Origin of the sequence: Campylobacter sp. RM12640 (assembly GCF_020137595.1) — a bacterium.
GTDB lineage: Bacteria > Campylobacterota > Campylobacteria > Campylobacterales > Campylobacteraceae > Campylobacter_E.
Genome location: NZ_JACGAU010000001.1, coordinates 49,812 through 71,139, shown reverse-complemented (window position 1 = coordinate 71,139; position 21,328 = coordinate 49,812). Strand labels below are relative to the sequence as shown.

The following is a 21,328-nucleotide window of genomic DNA, read 5'->3' as shown; positions in this document are numbered from 1 at the left end:
TTTATGCCCTTTCTATCTTGCAAAGTCCAGCGTTAAATTCGCTAATTTGTGTATTTGGATCAAAACCATAGTTTGTAACCGTATTTGACATTTCGCCTATTGTATAAGGTTTAGTGCCTTCTGGATAGTTATGACTTAAATCAACTCCTTGTAAAACACCAGCGAAGTTGTAAGGTAAGCAAATTCTATCTGGAGTTACACTTCTATTGTGAATACATTTTACTTTAATCTTAGTTCCTTGCGGGCTATGTATCCACATCATTTCTCCATCACCAATATTGTGTTGCATTGCAAGCTCTGGATGAACATTAGCAAACATTTCAGGTGTAATATCAGCTAAATACTTACTAGTTCTCTCAAGCATACCAGCACCACTTAGATTTACTAAACGCATTGAGCTAATGATAATAGGAAAATCCTTGCTCCAGTCTTGTTTTTGTTGCTCGCTCTTAAACATTGTAGTAACACGGAAATTTGGAGTTGTTTGGTCGTCAAATGTTGGATATTTTTGCACCAAATCCCATCTTGGTGAATGCACTGGCTCTCTATGTTTTGGAATTTGGTCGCTAAATTCCCAAACTATAGTTCTAGCTCTTGCATTTCCTAAGCAACAAGCACTTTTTTCACGGCATTTTTCTAATATAATTCCTGAAATATCTGTGCTCCAAGAATTACCCATTAATTCTTTTTCTTCATCACTTAATGTAATACCAAATACTTGCTCAATATTATCTTTTTTAATTTCAGGATAACCACCTTTAACCTTAGAACCAACAGGAGTGAATGAATTATCAGCTAACTGACTAACTCCATTATGCTCAAGTCCAAATCTATTTCTAAAGCCCATTCCACCTTTTTCATAAGGAACATTTGGGTTCCATAAAATAGCAGTTCCAGGGTGTTTTGCATCCCACACAGGCCAAGGTAAGCCATAATATTCGCCTTTTACATCTCCACCAATACCCATTAAAGTATCAGGGTCAAAATTAGCCCAATTTGCTTGATGTTTTCTTAAACGCTCTGCACTAATACCACGAAGACCAATTGATAATAAACCATTACTCATTTCTCTTGTAGCATCATCAGGCCATTTCGCATCAACATCATCAGGAATTACCTGAACTAATTTATGATTTTGAAGTTCAAGTTTCATACCACGAGTATATTCTGTATAAAAGCCAAATTTCTTAGCAAACATAAACATAATCTCTTGGTCTTCTTTACTTTCATAAATTGGTTTTACTACTTGACTTCTCCATTGCATAGAACGATTTGTAGCTGTTACATATCCTTCTGTTTCAAATTGAGTTGAAGCAGGAAGTATATAAATTCCATCAGGGCGATCTGCTAAAACTGCAACTTCATTTACAAATGGTTCAGCAACTACTATTAAATCAAGTTTTTTAAGTGCTTCTTGAATTTTAACAGTGTGAGCCATAGAAGTAATTCCAGTTCCTTGAACCCAAAGAACTCTAACAGGAGCATTTGAATGAGTTGTATCCGTGCCATAAGGAACTACGCCTTTAACACCTTGCCACCAGCGAGATAAACTAAATCCTTTTTCGTGCATCCATTTTTTGCCACCATTTGCACTATCATCTACAAAGCGTTTTTGCATATCTTCATAGCTAACTCCCCAAAAATTGCAAAAATGTTTCCAAGCACCTTCAGCTAAGCCATAATAAGCAGGAAGTGTGTCTGCTAAACATCCCATATCTGTTGCACCTTGAACATTATCGTGACCACGAATAATATTAGTTCCGCCACCAGGTTTTCCAATATTTCCTAACACTAATTGTAAAATAGCTAAAATACGAGTATTTGAACTACCAACTGAATGTTGAGTAATACCTAATGACCAAAATAGTGTAGCAGGTTTTGTAGTCGCAAATAATTTTGTAACTTGAATTAGAATTTCTTCACTACATCCGCAAATATCAGCAACTTCGCTAGGAGTATATTTTTTAGCTTCTTCACGAATTAAATCAACTCCATAAGACCTATTTTTGATTATTTCTTTGTCTTCCCAACCATTTTCAAAAATAAGATTTAACATTCCATATACAAATGCAATGTCAGTTCCTGGACGAATTCTTACATAAATATCAGCATGAGCTGCACTTCTTGTAAAAATAGGGTCAACTACGATTAAAGGAGCATTATTTCTATCTTTAGCTTGTAAAATATGCTTAAATCCAATAGGGTTTGCAACTGCTGAGTTTGCACCAAACATAATCATACATTTTGTATTACCTACAACATCACCAAAGTGATTTGTCATAGCGCCATATCCCCAAGTATTAGCCACACCGGCTACTGTTGCGCTGTGTCAAATTCTAGCTACGTGATCTATTGAGTTTGTTCCCCAAAATGCAGCAAATTTTCTAAAATAATATGCTTGTTGATTGTTAAACTTAGCTGAACCTAAAAACATTACGCTATCAGGACCGCTTTCTTTTCTAATATCTAGCATTTTATCGCCGATTTCATTTACAGCTTGTTCCCAGCTAATTCTTTCCCATTTACCATTAACTCTTTTTAATGGGTATTTAACACGACATTTTGATTTGGTTAAATCAATTTGGTCAATTCCCTTACAGCAATGACTTCCAAGTGAAATTGGATGGTCTATTGCGTTATTTTGTCTAACCCAAACACCATTTACTACTTCAGCTTCTATACCACAACCAGCACTACAAATAGAGCAAACTGTGCGAACACTTTTACTACCTTCATAAGGCATTTTAACTTTTTCATCTGCCTTTAAGGTTGCGTTTGTCGCACCAAATGCGGTAGTGCTTGCACCTGCAACTGCTGCAAGTTTTAAAAAGCTTCTTCTACCTAAATTACGCATTTAAATCCTTTCTATAAATTAATATGCAATTTTATAAAATTTTTCCCAGTGAAGGGTCTTTTTATATAACACTTCTTTTTTCTTTGCACGACCAGATACTACACCAGAGCTATTATTTTCGCTACTTGTTGCTGCATTTAAACCTACGCTAGCAACAGCACAGGTAGCTCCAGCACTTAATGCTTTTTTAAGAAAAGCTCTTCTTTTGTTCTCCATGGCTGCCTCCTTACTAAAATTTTAAAAAGTAACCTAAATAATACATTATTGCCTTAAAATTAGGCTTAAGAAAATAAACAAAATTATCTAAAAAATAATATTATGATAATGATAAAAAGAGTCGGTTTTGATAAGAAAAATTAAGATAAAAAAACACCTATTTTTTAAAAATATTTATGTAATAACATCTAGCATTGCTTGTGGTAAATCTACATTTTTAAATATTGCTAAAGAAAATGAAATATTTTGCATTAGTGCTGATGAAATTTCTTCAAAAGTTTTTTGCTACAAATGGAAACAAATTCGTAAAAAATTAAATATTTCAAATTCCTATTTCAAATTCTTAAAAGAAAAAAAACAAGCAGTGGCAAATGTGATTTTTAATGATAAAACAGCTAAGAAAAAATTAGAAAAAATAATGCACTCAAAAATCAAAAAAGAAATTCTCAAAAAAATCAAACAAAATAAAAATAAAATAATTTTTGTAGAAATTCCCTTGTTTTTTGAAAATAGCAATTATAATTTTTTGCTTAATAAAATTGTGATTTATTGCCCTTATGAATTATCTTTAACAAGGCTTATGAATAGAAATAATTTAACAGAATTTGAAGCAAAACTAAGATTAAATTCTCAATTACATATAGACAAAAAAATAAAATTTGCAAGTTATTTAATCAAAAACGATGGTAATTTAGAAGATTTTAAAGATAACTCGCTAAAACTTATCCAAAAACTAAAGGAAAAACATGGAATTTCATAAATACTACGCAAATGGAAATGATTTTATTATTTTTCAAAATGATAATTTAGATGAAAATTATTTAAGTAAATTAGCCATAAAATTATGCAATAGACATAGTGGAATAGGTGCTGATGGGCTTATTGCAATCAAAAAAAATGATAAAGATTATGATTTTACTTGGGGATTTTACAATCAAGATGGTTCAAAAGCTAATATGTGTGGTAATGGTGCAAGAGCTGCGGCACATTTTGCTTATACTCAAAATTTAGCAAATAAAAATATGAGTTTTTTAACTGGTGCAGGGATTATTAAGGCGACAATTTTTGATGATGATTTTGTAGAAATTAGACTAACTAAAGCTAAGGTTATACACGAAAATTTAGTGGAATTTCAAAATGTATTTTGCCTAATTGATACAGGTGTGCCACACCTAGTAACTCTTGATGGAGTGCAAAACTACAACGAAGAAAATGCTAAATATTTAAGAGAAAAATATGATGCAAATGTAAATTACGCAACTTTTAAAGATGGGGTTTTGTATGTTAGAACTTATGAGCGTGGAGTTGGAGAAACTTTAGCTTGTGGAACTGGAATGAACGCTTGTTTTTATTATGCTAGAATGCTTAAATTAGTTGATGAAAAGGCTATTATTTATCCAAAAAGCAATGATATTTGCGAAGTGAGTTTTAAAGATGATTATTTATATTTTAAAGCACAAGTTAAAAAAATTTTTAGCACTACGCTTGATTGTTAAATAATTTTGCTAGTATTTTGATATTTTTTGATGTAGAAGGGATGATGAAATTACAATATACTAATGATATGTTAAGCTTACAACAAGCTTTAAATAACGCAACTTGCGGAATTGGTTGGGAAAAAGGTTATACAAAGGAAAATCGCTTAATTGATTTTGCTCGTTGTATTTATATGGAATGTGCTGAACTCGTTGATTCTATGCCTTGGAAACATTGGAAAAGCATAGATGCTAGTTGGGATTTAGAAAATATTCAAATTGAATTAGTTGATATTTGGCATTTTATTTTAAGCCTTGCAATTATGCAAAATCAACAAAAAGAACTTATAAACACGATTTCAGAATTTAAATTCAATAAAACAAATAAAAATTTAAATGATATTTTAGAACTTTCAAGAGAATTAATTCACACAAGTAGTGCAAAAGAGCTAAACATAACGCAAATTACAGAAATATTTTTAAAGCTAATGTGTAGTTGTGAGTTAGAATTTACAAGACTTTATAAAATCTACATTGGTAAAAATGTCTTAAATAAATTCCGCCAAGATAACGGCTATAAAAATGGAACTTATAAAAAACTTTGGAATGGTAAAGAAGACAATGTAATCTTATATGAACTACTAGAGCAAAATGATATAAACTATGATAGTTTGTATAAAAATCTTAATGAAATTTATAAAAATTTAAAGGATTAATAATGGAAATAATAGGATATTACGATAAAGATAAAAATATTTATGATACTTTAAGCACTGATGGAGCAGGACTTGAGCCAATTTTCTATGATGATAGTCCTATGGCACTTGAAATCATTCGCCATAGCTGTGCTCACCTTTTAGCTGAAGCTATTACACAATTATATAAAAATGCTAAATTTTTCGTAGGACCTTGCGTTGATGAAGGTTTTTATTATGATTTTAAAGTAGATGAAAAAATCAGCGAAGAAGATTTAAAAGTAATTGAAGATAAAATGAAAGAACTTGCGAAAAAAGGCTCTCCTATGGTAAAAAATACGATGAGCTATGAAGCTGCTTGCGAAAAGTTTAAAAACGATGAATTAAAACAAGCAGTTTTAAGTCGTTTAAGTGGAGAAATTAGCACATATTCTCAAGGTGAATTTACCGACTTATGTCGTGGGCCACATTTACCACACACTAAAATGCTTAAGAATTTTAAATTAACAAAATTAGCAGGTGCTTATTTAGGCGGCGATGAAAAAAATGAAATGCTAGTTAGAATTTATGGTATCGCATTTGCAACAAAAGAAGCTTTAAAAGACTACCTAACAATGATAGAAGAAGCTAAGAAAAGAGACCATAGAAAACTAGGAAATGATTTAAAATTATTCACATTTAGCGAACAAATTGGCGGTGGCTTACCATTATGGCTTAAAAATGGTGCAAGAGTTAGAAATAAATTAGAGCATATTTTATATAAAGCCCATAGAGTTAGATTTTATGAGCCTGTTCGTGGCCCTGAATTACTAAATTCTAGCGTTTGGAAAACAAGCGGACATTATGCGAACTATAAAGAAAATATGTATTTTACTAGAATTGATGAGCAAGAATACGGAATAAAACCAATGAACTGCGTAGGACATGTATTCTGCTATAAAAGTGAAGGTAGAAGTTATAAAGATTTGCCTATTAAATTCTTTGAATACGGAATGGTTCATCGCCATGAAATGAGTGGGGCTTTACACGGGCTTTTAAGAGTTCGTGAATTTACTCAAGATGATAGCCATATTTTCTGTATGCCAAGTCAAATAAAAACCTTAGTAAAAGAGATTTTAGATTTTGCTAAAAAAATTATGGTAACTTTTGGATTTGAATGGGAACTAGAAATCTCAACAAAACCTGAAAAATCAATAGGAAGTGATGAGATTTGGGAAGTTGCTACAAAAGCTTTAATGGAAGCTTTAGATGAAGAAGGTATTAAATACGGAGTTGATGAAGGTGGTGGAGCTTTCTATGGTCCAAAAATTGATATTAAAATCCTAGACGCACTTAAACGCAAATGGCAATGTGGAACTATTCAAGTAGATTTTAACCTACCTGAAAGATTTGAGCTTGAATATACAGACGAAAACAATGAGAAAAAACGCCCTGTAATGCTTCATCGTGCTTTACTTGGAAGTTTTGAAAGATTTTTAGGCATATTGCTTGAACATACAGCAGGAGAATTACCATTCTTTATAGCTCCAATTCAAGTTATGATTTTACCAGTAGGTGAAAAGCATATTGAGTATTCAAAAGCATTACAAAAAGAATTATTAGAGCTTGGAGTTGATGCTGATATTAATGAGAAAAACGATACTTTAGGTAAAAAAATAAGAAATGCAGAAATGTTAAAAGTGCCTTATATAGCAGTAATCGGAGATGAAGAAATAAATAATAATCAAGTAGCTTTAAGAGATAGAAGAGCTAAACAACAATCAACACTTACAATGGAGGAATTTTTGAAACTAATTAAAGAAAAACAAAACGAGGTAGTATTTTGAGTAAAGAAAAAGATGTATTGTTAAATGAAGAAATAGATTTAGCAGAGGTTAGATGTATAGGTGATGATGGAGCACAATATGGCATAATTAGTAGCGATGAGGCTAATGCACTTGCTAATCGTTTAGGGCTTGATTTGGTATTAATCGCAAAAGATGCTAAGCCACCTGTTTGTAAGATTATGGACTATGGCAAGTTTTGCTATCAGCAAGAAAAAAAGCTAAAAGATGCTAAGAAAAAGCAAAAGGTAGTAGAAGTTAAAGAAATCAAACTTTCTGTAAAAATTGCTCAAAATGATATTAACTATAAAGTTAAACACGCTATTGAGTTTTTAAAATCAGGAAAGCATGTTAGATTTAGAGTATTTTTAAAAGGTCGTGAATTAAGCAATCCACAATCAGGCGAAGAACTGCTTTTAAAAATTTATGAAGAAATTAGCGATATTGCAAATATGGATAAAGCACCTTTATTTGAAGGTCGCTACATTAATATGCTTTGCACCCCAAAAAGCACTAAAAAATAATAAAGTGGCTTTTAATAGCCACTTTTAAATTCTTATTTTTTCATCTTAGAGCGTGAATATAAAATCAAATCATTACTTGTTTTAATTTGCGAACCTTTTAAAGAATTAATACAATAATTCAAAATATCAGCACAAGCTTTTGCATCACTTAAAGCCCTATGATGAGTGCTAATGATACCTAATTCATTTTTTAAACTATCAAGACCATATTTATCACATTCGATACAACGCCTTGCTAACATAATCGTGCAAAGCTTTCTATTAATCAATGGAGCATTTAAGTATTCAAGACTTTCTTTTGCGATAAAACCATAATCAAAAGATACATTATGAGCTACAAAAATAGCATTACCTAAAAACAATCTAAAATCAGCTAAAACCCTAGCACTTCTAGGAGCATTTTTTAGCATTTGCGTTGTAATTCCTGTAAGCTCAACTATATTTTCAGGCACTTCGTTTGCATAAATAAAGCTTTCAAATTCATCTAAAATCTCGCCATTTTTTATCTTAACAGCACCAATTTCTATAATTTGCCCGTTACTAATTGAGCCTGTGCTTTCAATATCAACAACACAAAAAATCTCATCTTGAATTAATTTATTTCTTGAGTTTAAAAATACTTCTTGATTTTGTTTTAGCGTAATATCAAGCCCTAGCATTAAAAGAGTTTCATAGGTTATCTCAAAATTTAAGGCATTTTCGTATTGGTTTTTTAAATCTTTATAATTAATACTACTTGTAAGTAGCCTTTCTAAAATCTTATCACAATTAGTAATTTGTTTTTTATAAAGCTCGTTATAATCCATCAAAATTCCATTTTTAAAGAATTAATTGCGACCTTGTAATCATTACTACTAAACACATAATTTCCAGCCACAACTATATCAGCCCCTGCTCTTTCAATATCTGCAATATTTAAGCCATTTACTCCACCATCAACTTCAATGAAGCATTTATAATTATTCTTATCAATCATTTCTCTTAAGGCACTGATTTTTCTAAGAGTGCTTGGTATGAAGCTTTGACCACCAAAACCAGGATTTACACTCATTAAAAGCACCATAGAAACTTCACTTAAAACATATTCAATCTCATTTAAATTCTGGTGTGGATTTAATACTATTGAAGGATTTACGCCGTGTTTTTTAATATAATCAATCAATCTTAAAGGATGAGTAGTAGCATCTATATGAAAGCTTAAGAATTTAGGTTTTATATCTAAAAACAAATCAACAAATTTATCAACTTCTCTTACCATCAAATGCACATCTAAAGGAATAGTAGCAACTTTAGCAATAGCTTTTGTAGTGCAAGTTCCAATGCTTAGATTTGGAACATAATGTCCGTCCATTACATCAATATGCAATAAATCAGCACCAGCAGCCTCAACTTTTTTAATATCTTCAGCTAAATTTAAAAAATCAGCAGACAATAAACTAGGAGCAACATACATTTTTTAATCCTTAAAATTATTTTTTATAGAATATCATTAAAACTTAAAAAAAAAATTAAGCTTAAGATGCTATGATTAATACTTTTATTTTTACAAGAACACAAAAAAAGGATTTACGATGTCAAAATTTTGTCAATTAACAGGTAAAGGTCCTATGGTAGGAAATAATGTTAGCCACGCTAACAATAAAACAAAAAGAAGATTTTTACCTAATTTACGCACTATTCGCATTGATTTAGGCGATGGCACAACAAAAAAAATTAGAGTTGCAGCTTCAACATTACGCACACTAAAAAAAAGAAGAGCTAACTAATTTTTATAAAGAATTTTTATGAGCTTTTTTAAAAAGCTAGGCAAATTGCTCGGTTGGGCTGAAAGTGGAAAACCTGAAGTTGATATAAATACCGAGTTTTACGAACAATTAAAACCTTTTCGTCTCCCATTAATAGCAGTTGTTGTAATGATGCTATTTGGGGCGATTGGTTATATGCTTACTAGTAATTTTTCATTACTTGATGGGATTTATCAAGCAGGTATGACTTTTACAACTTTAGGTTATACTGAAGTAGCTACAATCACTCCTGCTGGTAGATTTTTTACGATTTGCTATGTATTATTAGGCTTTGTTACTTTTACTTTTTCAATAGGTATTGTGATTGAAGTTCTAAAAAAAGGCGAATTAACAAGAATTATTAAGGAAAAACGAATGCTATACAAAATAGCAAGATTAAAAAATCATTATGTTATATGTTATCACAACGAATTTACCCAAGAATTAGCAAAACAATTTAAACAAACATATACACCTTTTGTAGTAGTAGATGATATACCAGATTTTGAAAAAATTGCTGAAGCAAATAAATATCCATTCTATATTAAATGCCCACCACATAGTGATTTGGCATTTTTAAAAACACATTTATCAAGTGCGAAAGGAATTATTTCTCTTAGCCCAAATTCTGCTGATAATATAGCAATAATTGCTAGTGCTAGACTATATGAAAAAGATATAAAAAGAATTAGTCCTTATTCTATAATAACGATTTCAAATTCCGAACACGACGCAGCAAGACTTAAAAAATTAGGGGCAAACACGGTTGTATTAGCTACGAAATTAGCAGCTCAAAGACTTAGCGTTGTAAGCGTAAGACCTGAAATGGAAAATCTATTAGAGCAATATTTATACACAAGAGACCAAAGTATTGATATTGAAGAAGTTAAAGTTCCTGATGAAAGTTGGGTTAGATTTAGAAGATTAAAAGATGTAGCTTTTAGACAATTAGCAAATGTTAGCGTAATCGGAATAAAAGATGCAAATAATAATTTTTTACCTATGCCAAAAGGTGATGCAATGATTGGAACGGGGACTAAATTATTGTTAATAGGAACTCCAGAAAGTATTAAAGAAGTTAAAAAAATTATTAAAAATAAGCAAACTCCTGAAAGTTTAAAATAAAATATAAATGTTATCTGTTTGTAATTTATTTTAGTTACCATATTAATACACATTACTAAAAATTAAGGAGAAGTTATGTTACACGAACATAGAGAGTTAATCACGAATTTAAAAGGTAAAGACGCACATTTTGATAAGCTTTTTGAAGCTCATAATGATTTAGACCATAAGATAAAAGATGCTGAAGAAGGTAGAATTCATTTAGATGATTTAGAAATAGCTAGAATGAAAAAGGAAAAATTAAAATTAAAAGATGATTTAAATAATTATTTAAATTCTATTAAAAATAAAGCTTGATGGGGGGGGGGTATTTATGTTTTTTAACAAAGATAACACCCTCCAAAATGAATTGCAGGAAAAACTAAATAGAGCAATAGCAGAAAAAGAAAAGTTAGAAGCTGAAATTGCGAAATTAAAAAATGAAATTACTGCAAAGGCAAATAACGAAGAAGAAGATAAAATCAAATTCTCACTATTTGACATTATGGTAAAAGGTATGAAAGAAAGCGTTTCTTTTGTTCAAAAAGATATTGAGGGTGATTTATCAAGAGCTCAAGAAATAGAAACTCTTTCAGCAGATTGTGTAGATATGATAGTAAATCTTAAAAAAGTATCTGAAAGTATCATAACATCACTTGAAAAAATCACTGAATCATCAAGTAAATCTCGTGATACTGCACAAAATCTCCATAGAAGCGTTGATGAAATTACAAATGTAATTAATTTAATCAAAGATGTATCAGACCAAACCAATTTGCTAGCTTTAAATGCAGCTATTGAAGCAGCTCGTGCTGGTGAGCATGGTCGTGGTTTTGCTGTGGTTGCTGATGAAGTTAGAAAACTAGCAGAAAAAACCCAAAAAGCAACAGCTGAAGTAGAAATGAATATCAATTTATTAAAACAAAATGCTAATGAAATGTTTACACAAAGCGAATCTGTAGAACAAATATCACAAGATTCAAACGCACACATTGGAACATTTTCGGAGCAATTTGATAGATTATCGCATATATCTAAAGATATTAAATTTAATGCAAGTGCTATCAAATACGAAGTATTTACATCTTTAGTAAAACTTGACCATATCTTATTTAAAGCAAATGGATATGCAAATGCACTAAGTGAAAATCCAACAAAATTAAGCGACCATTTTAGTTGCCGTCTTGGTAAATGGTATCAAAATGAAGGTAAAGAAATGTTCGGACATCTTCCTTTATATTCTAAAATTGATACTCCGCATAAAAATGTTCATGAAAGCATTAATCAAGCACTTGGATATATTGCAAACAAACAAACTAATAGCAAAGAAATTATTGAGCTTTATAAAGAAGCAGAAAAATCAAGTCTTGAATTATTTATGATTTTTAGACATTTATTAGGCGAATTTATTAAAAAATAATTCACTAATCTTATTAGGGTTTTAGCCCTAATAAGTCTGTATATTTACAAAATTTATACTTCATCTGATACTAAAATCAACTTTTATTTTTATTTAACAACCCTTTAAAATACTAATATAAAGCTAAAAATAACTTTTATAGTTCTATCTACTCCTAGAAATTATCGGCAAAATATCTTAGTTTAAAATATACATTTTGACATAATTAGCAGAATTTAAAAATTAATTACATAAAAAAATATCCAACCAACAAACTCAAAAATATATTAATTGAAAATATTTTAAAGCAATAAAATCTTTATTAGTTATATCAAATAAAAAAGAAAATAATTGTGATAGTAAAAATAAATTCTAATTCGTAATAACTATTACGAATTAGAATTCTTCATTAGAATTTATAGCTAAAGCCTAAGCTACCTTTTAATTCTTTATCAGAATTTGTGTAAAGATTGCTTCCTAAATTGATATTAAAACTAGCATTAGGGTTGATTTTATAATCTACACCAAAATTTAAATTCACACTTGTATCGCCCTTTTTACCTTCAATGATATTTTCTTTAACTTCATCTATTAACAACATATCAGGCTTTTTAGTTAGTTCTTTGCTAAGTGCAACAGATAAAAATCCATCAAGGCTATCTAGCATAGAAACTCCACCTTCTAATTTAGCTGATAAAGTATGCTTTAATTGGCTATCCCCACTTATACTAAGACCATTTGTGCTAATTGCAGTCGGCTTATAAGAAGTCAAATCATATCTTAAACTTGGCTCAAAATAATATTTATCCCCAAATCTAACCCCACTTTCAAAACTAGCTGTATAAACATTATGACTTTTATCAGCTTTAATTCCTAATTTATCTGCCTCATAAGAGCTTGATATATTGTGGTAAAAAGCATTAGCACCTATAAACACTCCATTATTAAATACATTCATAGCATATAAACCAATGCCTTTTGAATCGCTATTAGCATTTACATTTCCTTTAGTTTCAGCCGTTCCAAAACTAGCAGCCACACCTAAAGTTAAATTAGAATTGCTAAGTTCATTTGTCTTATCAGCACCAACATTAAAATTCTTATAACGAATTGAACTATATTCGTATTTGTTATATCCCATTTGATTATCTAGCCAAAATCCATTACCTACTTTTTGATTTTTTACCAATCTTAATCTATTGTTTAATGTATTGTTTTTAGTATTTGCTATGTAATCAGGGCTTGTTAGAATGAAATTAGCCGTCCCAACAGCGTCTTTATCAAAATCTATTAAATCAAACATATCGCCTAAAACAACTTCTAAACTAGAAGTATTAACATTATTGCTATTAGCACCATTTGCTATATTGCCTAAATCTTGACCCGAAATAACACTATCAACATTACTCTCATCTATTAAATCATCGCCTTTAATACCAATGCTCCAAATAGCATTTCCTTTAGCATTAGGATTAAAATGCGTAAATCTATCGGCTAATTCATAATTTGCCACTTTTGTTTGATAAGTTACTTTAAAAAAGTCCTTGCTAATTCCTGATTGAGAATTTGCATCACTTCTTTGTGAATTAGTAGTGTTATTAACTATTGCTATAGGGATAAAACCTTCTTTATCTTTTAGCATAGTAAGGTTTGTATTCGCAAGTTGTATTGTATTGTTAGCACCACTTATAGCTTCTCTTACTATTATAGCTCCACTATAAATATCGTGGAATGAAGTATCAATTCCACCACCATAAATATAAAACTTAGAATTATTAGCTACTAAAGTATTTACTGCTACTTGACCTTTTATATGAGTATTTGTTGTATCTAGTTTATCAACCCTTACGCCGCCATTTAATTCTGATTGTTTTGTAGTGTAAGTTCCGCTATCTTTTTGTATATTAGCGTCATATACATTACTTGAGCTATCATCTTTGCCTAAAAGCTTAGAATTAATAGTAGAGTTTGCAATATTTACTAAATTAGAATTGATATTTGATGAGTTGATAGTAGAGTTTGTAATGCGTGCGGAATTTGATTTGATATTTTCTGCTGTAACATTTAAATCTTTTATATTTAAATCCTTAGTAATATCAACTTGATTTGCCGTAATTACATTACCTTTTTCCATAGATTTACTTGTATCAAGGCTAAAGATTGCATCAGTAGCACTAACTTTACCACTGAACTGATTTCCTTGATTAGCATATAAAGTTTTACCTACATTTAAATCTTTTTCAAATGTTGTATTATCTACGCTTACATCATTTGTAGTAGTTGTTATTCCACCAAATTTACCCCCACTACCTTTAATATCACTCAATTCAACATCGTTTGTATAAACAACTTTATTACTGATTAAGTCCCCATTACCTGTGATTTTTGATGAAATCGTCCCATCAACTATCTCAATAATACCTTCATTTTTAATATCGCCTGTGATTTGAGATTTGCCATTAAGTGCTAGGTAAGTAGTATCATCAAGTAATGTTAAATTATTTGCCGAACTTCCCTCATCAAGAGTAATTTTTGCATTATTTTTTAAAGTCAAATCATTAAAATAACTAGCTTTAATATCTGACTTACAATTTGTATTATCCTTGCAATCAATTGTAGTAGCTCCATTAAATTTTGTATTAAGTGCATTAAGATTGCTTACTACAACTTCGCCATCAAATATAGATTTACTCGTATTAATAGTGTTAGCATTAACTTTTGAATCTTTAGAGAATGTAGTGTCTAAAACTGCTTCAATTGTATTGGCATTAACTATAGAATTAAATGTAGAATTATTAGACTTTAAAGTATCTTTTACATTAACTTCTTTATTAAATACTGATTTTTCTGAAGTTATATTATTTGCCGATACAAAACCATTAAAAGTTGAGCCGCTATTTGCAATTATGCTATTAGTTGCAGTGGTTGTGCCGTTAAATACTGAACCGCTATTTGCCGTGATAAAATCTGATTTTATATCTTTTTCAAATGTAGCTTTATCATTTGCTGTTAGTTTGTGTGCTGTAAATGTATCGCTTATGGTTGCATTTGTAACGCTTAATTCATTAAACTTACTATTATTAAGACTTGAAGTGCAGTCAGTATTTTTACAATTAATATCCACTAAACCTTGAAAATTAGTGCTATTAGCCGTTAATTTCTCTACATTTACTTTAGATGTAGCACTAAAAACACTATTAGCATCAGTAGTTAAACTAGAAGTATTTACTAAAGCTTTAAAGGTTGAGCCTGTAGAGTTTATAGAATTACTTGCATTTACACTACCGCTAAAAATTGAATTAGTAGTATTTAAAGTATTAACTTCTACTTTAGAATTAATATCAAAATTAGAATTTAAATTCGCTTCTAATTCATTTGCTTTTACCAATCCATTAAATGTAGCACCATTTGAAGTAATTTTATCGTTTGCAGTGGTTGTGCCGTTAAACACTGAATTAGTAGAAGTAATTGTATTTGCACTTACATTTTTTGCGAATGTTGTATCACTTGAAGTTATAGAATTTGAAATAGTTATATTGTTATTAAATTTAGAGTTATTAGAACTTTCTAAATCTTTTGCTGTAACTTCTCCATCAAATATAGCACCACTTGAAGTAATTTTGTCGGTTGCAGTTGTTGTGCCATTAAATATAGAACCATTTTCAGCAATAATAGTGCCTGAAGTTATACTGCCGTTTAAATTCGCACCATTTGTTGCCTTTAACTCATCAGTTACATTAATATCTGCACCTATTGTAGAAGTTCCTATTTCTGCATTAGTTGCTGTAAGTTTGTTTGTATTATCTATTTTAGAATTTTTTATATCTAATTTTGTTTTTGCATTAATATTTGCATTATTTGAAGTTGTAATATTATTAAGAGTAACATTTTGAGCTATTATATTATCTGTAGATAAATTAGAATTATCAATAGCAACTCCATTTAAATTAACATTTACTAAGTTAGATTTTTTTGCTTCTGTTCCTATCCCAGTATTTACAAGCTTACCACCAACTATATTTAAAGTGGCATTTTTATCATTTACACTATTGGCATTAATAGAAAGATTAGTTAAATTGCTATTAGTAAAAGTTATATTTGAATTATCTTTTACAACTATATTATGACTAGTTGGAGTAGATGTAGCTTTAGAAATATTTACATTATTAAAATCAGCTTTACCATCTAACCATACAAGGTCTGCTGTATCTTTTATATTGATTACACTATCGTTGATTTTAACATTGTTACCAATAGTAATTTTGCCTTCATCTTCAACTTCTAAACCACTAATAGTAATACCACTAGCCCCACTATGTTTACCTTCAATATTAAGCCAACCTTTTTTCTTTACATCACCATTTTCCATAGTAATTGCTATTTTTAAATCATTTACGCTAGTTCCACTTTCTAAATTAAACTTACCACCATATATATTTACTTGCGTTTTTTTTACAACACTAGCATCATCTTTGGCTTTGTTTTGAATAGTAGCACCGCCACCAGCATTTGTTATATCAATTACTAATCCATCTGCTTTTGAAATATTATTAAAATATAAATGTCCCCCTTGAGATTCAAAATTACTATCTTTAACAAATAAATCTTTTATAGTATCAGTCATAGTTCCAATATGTATGTATTTTGAATCTGTAATATCTAATTTATCAAAATTAGTAATCATATGACTTAATTTACCATGAGTATATATAGAATTTTTAATAACTGCACTAGATTGAAAACTAGAATTATTTTCTATATTCATATTGTCCAATATTAAATTATCTATTTTAGTTTTTCCACTAATGTCTAAAGTATTATTATATTTTTCTTGTTCTTTTGTTCCAACTAATTCTATTTTATTAGCCGTTAAACCACTTGTAATTTTTACCGAAGAATTTGTTCCTTTTAATGAATTTATAGTTTTAGTAGAACCTATTTCAAGATTAGTATCTTTGATTACGCAATCATTAGTATCTTTACAAGCTACATCAAAAAATTCAGCGTGTAAATACCCCCCCCCGCTGATTGCTAAACAAGTTAATAAAGATAAACTTAGTTTATTTCTCATAATTATTCCTTGAATTAAAATCTTTTAATATTATCAAAATTTAACTTTAAATCTATGAAAATAATAAAAATTTGTAAATATTTGTTAATTAGTAATTTCTTTTTAAGTTTAGTTTTAGAATTTAAAATATAATCTTTAAATTCCAATTATTTATATTAGCATTTAAAAGGAGCTAGATTGAAAGAGTATTTAACAAAATTTATTGATAACAATTATAAAGAATTTCATAAAAAATTAGTTTTTAGCAAATATGAAATTTTAGGAGTTCGCTCAAATATATTAAAAGACTACGCAAAAAAACTTCAAAAAGAAAATACCTTTGATGAATTTTTTAATAAGTTTTTAAAAGATGAGAAATTTTATGAATATCTACAAATAATTGCCTATGGGATTAATTATGAAAAAGACTTCTCAAAAGCACTAAAATACACTAAGCTTTATTTAGATTTCGTTGATAATTGGGCTAATTGTGATACTTTAGTGCCTAAAAGCTTTAAAAATCAAGATATAAAAGATTTTGCAAATGAATTAATTTGCGAAAACCACATATACAAAATTCGTTTTGGGATAATTTGTTATATGAAATTTATCGCTTATAAAGATGGGTTAAAAGCTATATTTAGTATAAAAAGTGATGAATATTATATAAATATGGCTAGAGCTTGGTATTTTCAAGTAGTTTTAGCTAAAGAATTTGAATTAGGCATTTCGTTTTTAAGCTCGCACAAATTAGACGCTAAAACACTTAAAATGACTTTACAAAAATGTAAAGATAGTTACCAAATTAGCCAAGAGAATAAAGCAAAACTAATGCAGATTTTAGTCTAATCAAGCCTTAGTTTTGTCTAAAAACTTAGCCACTTCGGTATTAGTTTTTAGCAATTCATCAATGCCTAAATGCTTAATCTCATCAGCCATTTTTAATAAATCTTTATGCTTTTTAATATCTTTATTTATATTATTGTAATCATCTTGCATAGCTAAAGCATATTTTAAAGCATCTTTACTTAGCCTTGTTGTCCCACTATCACTTGCAAATGAATTTATGCTTTGTAAAAATCCTATGAATTTCTTTTCTTTTTCATTATACATAGAAAAATCAGGGCTAAAAGCAAGTTCTTTATCAACGCTAATATTTTTTGGCTCGAAACTAAGCTCTATTACGCTAAAGCCATCTGCTTTTATGCTTTTTGCATATTCTAATTCTTCGTTATTTTTATAAATATTTGTGATTTTGTATTTGCTAACATCATTTATATAATCAAAACTAACCTTACTATAACCAAAATCTATGCTAATACCACTTGGATAATCTTGATTGTTGTGAGTAATTTGCGTAAATAAATCATAATAATGCTTAATAGTATCAGCTAAATCAATATTGCTAAATGTCTTGCCCGAATCTTTCATCACCGAATATACATTCATTTTTTCATTAAATCTAACTATTTCTTTTAGTGTGCTTGAGTGGATTTTAAAATCATCTGGCAATCCTGCAGCCTTATTAAAATCAGCACCCATAAAGCCATCATTATCTACGCTATAGCCAAACTGAATGCTAGATTTTGCTTTATTTAATTCGTTTTTATAATCAAGCTCATTTTTTATACTATTGTTTAAAGTGCTTAGTGAAGTTGGCGTATTATTTGATATAGTTTTTGTCGTAACTTTAGCTAATTCATTTGTAAAAAATTCAGATGATATTTGTTTGCTTTTTTTGATTTTAGTATCATTAAATACTGCAATATTTTCTACTTTCATTAAAACTCCTTTAATTATTTGTTTAATAGCAAATAATATTCCTAAAGTTTAGTTTAATGCTCTCGTTTTAAATTTCAAAAACTGCTTTAACTCATCATCTAAAAATACACTTATGGTATCAAAAACCTTTTTATGATAATCATTTAGCCAATTAATCTCATCTTGATTTAATAATTTTTTATCAATCAAATCAAGCTCAAAAGGATAAAGCGTAACTATATCAAAGCTCAAAAAATCTCCGTATTCACTGCTAAAACAATACTTACTAATTGCTAAATTCTCAAGTCTAATTCCGTATTTGTTATTATGATACAAACCTGGCTCAATTGATGTTAGCATACCCCTTTTTAATTTAGTATGTTCGCTAATATTAGCATTTAGCGATAAAACTTGTGGCCCTTCATGAACATTTAAAAAATACCCTACCCCATGTCCTGTGCCGTGCAAATAATCAAATCCGTATTGCCATAATTCTTTTCTTGCAATGCTGTCTAATAAAGGCATTTTTATATTTTCGGGTGCTATGGTTTTTGATATTGCAATATGTGCTTTTAAAACCAAAGTATAATCTCTAATTTGCTCTAAACTTGCGTTTTTTATCTTAAAAACTCTCGTAATATCAGTAGTGCCGCACTCGTATTGAGCCCCACTATCAAGTAATAATAAACCTGATTTATTAAGTAATTTTGAAGTTTTTGTGTTTGCTTTATAATGAATTATTGCGGCGTTTTCATTAAATGCTGCGATAGTATCAAAAGAATTGCTGATAAAATACTCATTTTCTTGTCTAAATTGCGTTAGAACTTCATCAATTTTTAGCTCATCAACTAAGTCTAAATTAGTATTTTCTAAGTAATAATTAAACTTAGTTAATGCAATAGCATCAATTATATGAGCTTGTTTTATGTGCTTTATTTCTATATCATTTTTACAAGCTTTATGTATGGTGCTAGGCAAGATTTCATTTACTAAATTTGCATTTATTAAGCTAATAATTTTTGCATTCGTATTGGCAAAATCACACAATACATTACCACTTAAACTAGATAAATCCGAATAAAACTCATCGTAATTTTTATAAATTATATTTAAATCTTTTTGAATATTTTTAAGCTTTGTTGGCTCTATATAACAAATCGCATTGGTTTGTGAGATTATCATATAGCTTAAAAATACGGGGTTAAATTCCACATCTTTACCACGATAATTTGTAAGATAAGCTATGTCACTAAGGCTTGAAATTACACAATAATCAATGTTTTTATTTTTTAATTCATCTTGGACTTTTTTTATTTTATTAACACTTAAATCACTTATGAATTTTTCGTTTTGTTTATAGATTGGCTCTTGTGGAAGTTTTTTATCGTAAAAATCTTTATAAAAATTATCATAATCTATTATATTAACAAGGTTTTTTAGCTTTTCGTAATTATTTTGAGATATGGTTTTTAAATCAATTAAAGCCTTTTTAGTGCTTAGATTATTTTTAATATAGTCTATATAATCAGGGCTTTTGATTAATCTAATGCTATCTTTTAACTCATTTTCAGCTTGTAAAAAATATCTACCATCAGTAAATAAAATTGCATCATCAAGGCTAATTAAAAGCGAGCCAGCAGAACCGCTAAATCCACTTATAAATTCTCTAAGTTTAAAATACTCAGGAATATACTCACTCAAGTGATAATCAGCCGTTAGTATTAAAGCAAAATCAGCATTATTGATTTTTAAAATATCTCTTATTTTCGTAAGCATTTTATCTCCTTAGTAATATCCTAAACATAAAGTGTTTGTGAGTTTGATTTTTTTCTCAAAAGGCTCGGGTGCAAAATAACAACATTTTTCTATATAAATATGAGAATTTAAAGGTATTTTTAACTTTGTAAAAAAATCATTTAAATCAATAAATTTTATCCCTGCAATCTCTACTAATTTTATTACATTTAAAAGATTTGAATTATTATTTGGATTTAAATGTGATGGCGCTAGATTACTCATAGAACAAAATGCACTAGCTAATACTAATCCACTTAAATTAGAGCATTTAGGGATTAAATTCTCATATTTTTTAGCTATTGTATTTTTATCTAAAAATACAATTCTAGAATTTGGATATTGTGCGTATTTTATATTTTTCCAAAATTTATAAGCATTTTGAGAAATATCAGCTAGGGTAAAAAGTTCTTTGTTTAATATATAGTTTTCTAAAGTTTGATTATTTGGGAGTGTTATTTTATTCATAATATTTTGAGTGCCGAAGCACTCAATTATTATACTAGCTCAATATAAGCTAAAGTAGCCGCATCACCACGGCGAGTTCTTGTTTTAATAATTCTTGTATAGCCACCATTTCTTTCTTTGTAATTTGGAGCTATTTCATTTACTAATTTATTTGTGCATTCTTTGTCTTGTAAAGCTGCAAATACTGCTCTATGAGCATTAAAATCTCCAACTCTTGCACGAGTGATTAGTTTTTCAATGTATGATCTTAATTCTTTAGCTTTTTCTAAAGTTGTTTCAATCTTACCATTTTTGATAATTGCAATGCTTAAATTCTTTAGTAAAGCTGCACGATGAGTGCTAGTACGACCTAGCTTTCTATATCCATGTCCGTGTCTCATT

At 29.2% G+C, this 21,328-nt stretch carries 19 protein-coding genes and 1 pseudogene; 11 read left to right on the top strand and 9 right to left on the bottom strand.

Translation table 11 applies throughout. The annotated features are described in order from the left end of the window. Position 1: 1 nt before the first annotated feature. Together AVBRAN12640_RS00390 and AVBRAN12640_RS00385 are read right to left on the bottom strand one after the other, a co-directional pair. Positions 2–2,854, bottom strand: coding sequence for a formate dehydrogenase subunit alpha (locus tag AVBRAN12640_RS00390; RefSeq protein ID WP_214116987.1), 2,853 nt, complete (start codon positions 2,852–2,854; stop codon positions 2–4). A gap of 18 nt (positions 2,855–2,872) precedes the next feature. Next, entirely contained in the window at positions 2,873–3,070 is a 198-nt protein-coding gene (locus AVBRAN12640_RS00385) for a twin-arginine translocation signal domain-containing protein (RefSeq protein WP_214116989.1), read from the bottom strand. A gap of 127 nt (positions 3,071–3,197) precedes the next feature. On the opposite strand from AVBRAN12640_RS00385, the gene coaE reads away from it, so the two are divergent. The 5 genes from coaE to infC are packed head-to-tail and all read left to right on the top strand — an operon-like array spanning position 3,198 to position 7,587. Further along, positions 3,198–3,830, top strand: a complete 633-nt coding sequence (coaE, locus tag AVBRAN12640_RS00380; protein ID WP_239803072.1) for a dephospho-CoA kinase — start codon at positions 3,198–3,200, stop codon at positions 3,828–3,830. After that, complete coding sequence (gene dapF, locus AVBRAN12640_RS00375) at positions 3,817–4,566, top strand: diaminopimelate epimerase (RefSeq protein WP_336608353.1); 750 nt, start codon at positions 3,817–3,819, stop codon at positions 4,564–4,566. The genes coaE and dapF overlap by 14 nt, the downstream gene beginning before the upstream one ends. 44 nt (positions 4,567–4,610) lie before the next feature. Beyond that, positions 4,611–5,261: a dUTP diphosphatase gene (locus tag AVBRAN12640_RS00370; RefSeq protein ID WP_442862242.1), complete on the top strand. Its 651-nt coding sequence runs from the start codon at positions 4,611–4,613 to the stop codon at positions 5,259–5,261. 2 nt (positions 5,262–5,263) lie between these two features. Next, entirely contained in the window at positions 5,264–7,066 is a 1,803-nt protein-coding gene (gene thrS / locus AVBRAN12640_RS00365; RefSeq protein WP_214150172.1) for a threonine--tRNA ligase, read from the top strand. Continuing rightward, positions 7,063–7,587: a translation initiation factor IF-3 gene (gene infC / locus AVBRAN12640_RS00360; RefSeq protein WP_214117012.1), complete on the top strand. Its 525-nt coding sequence runs from the start codon at positions 7,063–7,065 to the stop codon at positions 7,585–7,587. The genes thrS and infC overlap by 4 nt, the downstream gene beginning before the upstream one ends. Positions 7,588–7,619: 32 nt before the next feature. On the opposite strand, the gene AVBRAN12640_RS00355 is transcribed toward infC, so the two are convergent. Together AVBRAN12640_RS00355 and rpe are read right to left on the bottom strand one after the other, a co-directional pair. Continuing rightward, complete coding sequence (locus AVBRAN12640_RS00355; protein WP_336608352.1) at positions 7,620–8,393, bottom strand: 3'-5' exonuclease; 774 nt, start codon at positions 8,391–8,393, stop codon at positions 7,620–7,622. After that, positions 8,393–9,040, bottom strand: a complete 648-nt coding sequence (gene rpe / locus AVBRAN12640_RS00350) for a ribulose-phosphate 3-epimerase (protein ID WP_214117019.1) — start codon at positions 9,038–9,040, stop codon at positions 8,393–8,395. The genes AVBRAN12640_RS00355 and rpe overlap by 1 nt, the downstream gene beginning before the upstream one ends. Positions 9,041–9,158: 118 nt before the next feature. Between rpe and rpmB the strand changes: the two genes are divergently transcribed. The 5 genes and pseudogenes from rpmB (at position 9,159) to AVBRAN12640_RS09985 (ending at position 11,895) form a co-directional block, all read left to right on the top strand. Next, positions 9,159–9,353 carry a 50S ribosomal protein L28 gene (rpmB, locus tag AVBRAN12640_RS00345; protein WP_214117022.1) on the top strand — a complete coding sequence of 65 codons (195 nt, stop codon included), beginning with the start codon at positions 9,159–9,161 and terminating at the stop codon, positions 9,351–9,353. 18 nt (positions 9,354–9,371) lie between these two features. Next, positions 9,372–10,496, top strand: a complete 1,125-nt coding sequence (locus tag AVBRAN12640_RS00340) for a potassium channel family protein (protein ID WP_214117036.1) — start codon at positions 9,372–9,374, stop codon at positions 10,494–10,496. Positions 10,497–10,571: 75 nt separating this feature from the next. After that, positions 10,572–10,793 carry a YdcH family protein gene (locus AVBRAN12640_RS00335; protein ID WP_214117038.1) on the top strand — a complete coding sequence of 74 codons (222 nt, stop codon included), beginning with the start codon at positions 10,572–10,574 and terminating at the stop codon, positions 10,791–10,793. Positions 10,794–11,190: 397 nt separating this feature from the next. Further along, a pseudogene (locus AVBRAN12640_RS09990) lies at positions 11,191–11,454 on the top strand (methyl-accepting chemotaxis protein); the annotation flags it as partial. Then, on the top strand, positions 11,443–11,895 hold the full coding sequence (locus AVBRAN12640_RS09985) for a CZB domain-containing protein (protein WP_442862244.1): 453 nt from the start codon (positions 11,443–11,445) through the stop codon (positions 11,893–11,895). The pseudogene AVBRAN12640_RS09990 and the gene AVBRAN12640_RS09985, both read left to right, overlap by 12 nt. A 388-nt stretch (positions 11,896–12,283) precedes the next feature. Here the strand turns inward: AVBRAN12640_RS09985 and AVBRAN12640_RS00325 are convergent, their stop codons facing one another. Next, complete coding sequence (locus AVBRAN12640_RS00325) at positions 12,284–16,945, bottom strand: hypothetical protein (protein ID WP_336608350.1); 4,662 nt, start codon at positions 16,943–16,945, stop codon at positions 12,284–12,286. 177 nt (positions 16,946–17,122) lie between these two features. Between AVBRAN12640_RS00325 and AVBRAN12640_RS00320 the strand changes: the two genes are divergently transcribed. Further along, complete coding sequence (locus AVBRAN12640_RS00320; RefSeq protein WP_239803076.1) at positions 17,123–17,773, top strand: DNA alkylation repair protein; 651 nt, start codon at positions 17,123–17,125, stop codon at positions 17,771–17,773. Here AVBRAN12640_RS00320 and AVBRAN12640_RS00315 read toward each other — a convergent pair whose 3' ends face one another. The 4 genes from AVBRAN12640_RS00315 to rplQ are packed head-to-tail and all read right to left on the bottom strand — an operon-like array spanning position 17,774 to position 21,327. Further along, complete coding sequence (locus AVBRAN12640_RS00315; protein WP_336608349.1) at positions 17,774–18,706, bottom strand: Cj0814 family flagellar-dependent secreted protein; 933 nt, start codon at positions 18,704–18,706, stop codon at positions 17,774–17,776. It lies immediately after the preceding gene. A 48-nt stretch (positions 18,707–18,754) separates the two neighbouring features. Beyond that, a complete protein-coding gene (locus AVBRAN12640_RS00310) occupies positions 18,755–20,461 on the bottom strand; it encodes a M24 family metallopeptidase (RefSeq protein WP_336608348.1) in 1,707 nt (568 codons plus the stop codon). A 9-nt stretch (positions 20,462–20,470) separates the two neighbouring features. After that, complete coding sequence (locus AVBRAN12640_RS00305) at positions 20,471–20,947, bottom strand: cysteine permease (protein ID WP_214117762.1); 477 nt, start codon at positions 20,945–20,947, stop codon at positions 20,471–20,473. Between the two features lie 29 nt (positions 20,948–20,976). After that, entirely contained in the window at positions 20,977–21,327 is a 351-nt protein-coding gene (rplQ, locus tag AVBRAN12640_RS00300) for a 50S ribosomal protein L17 (RefSeq protein ID WP_214117763.1), read from the bottom strand. Position 21,328 lies beyond the last annotated feature (1 nt).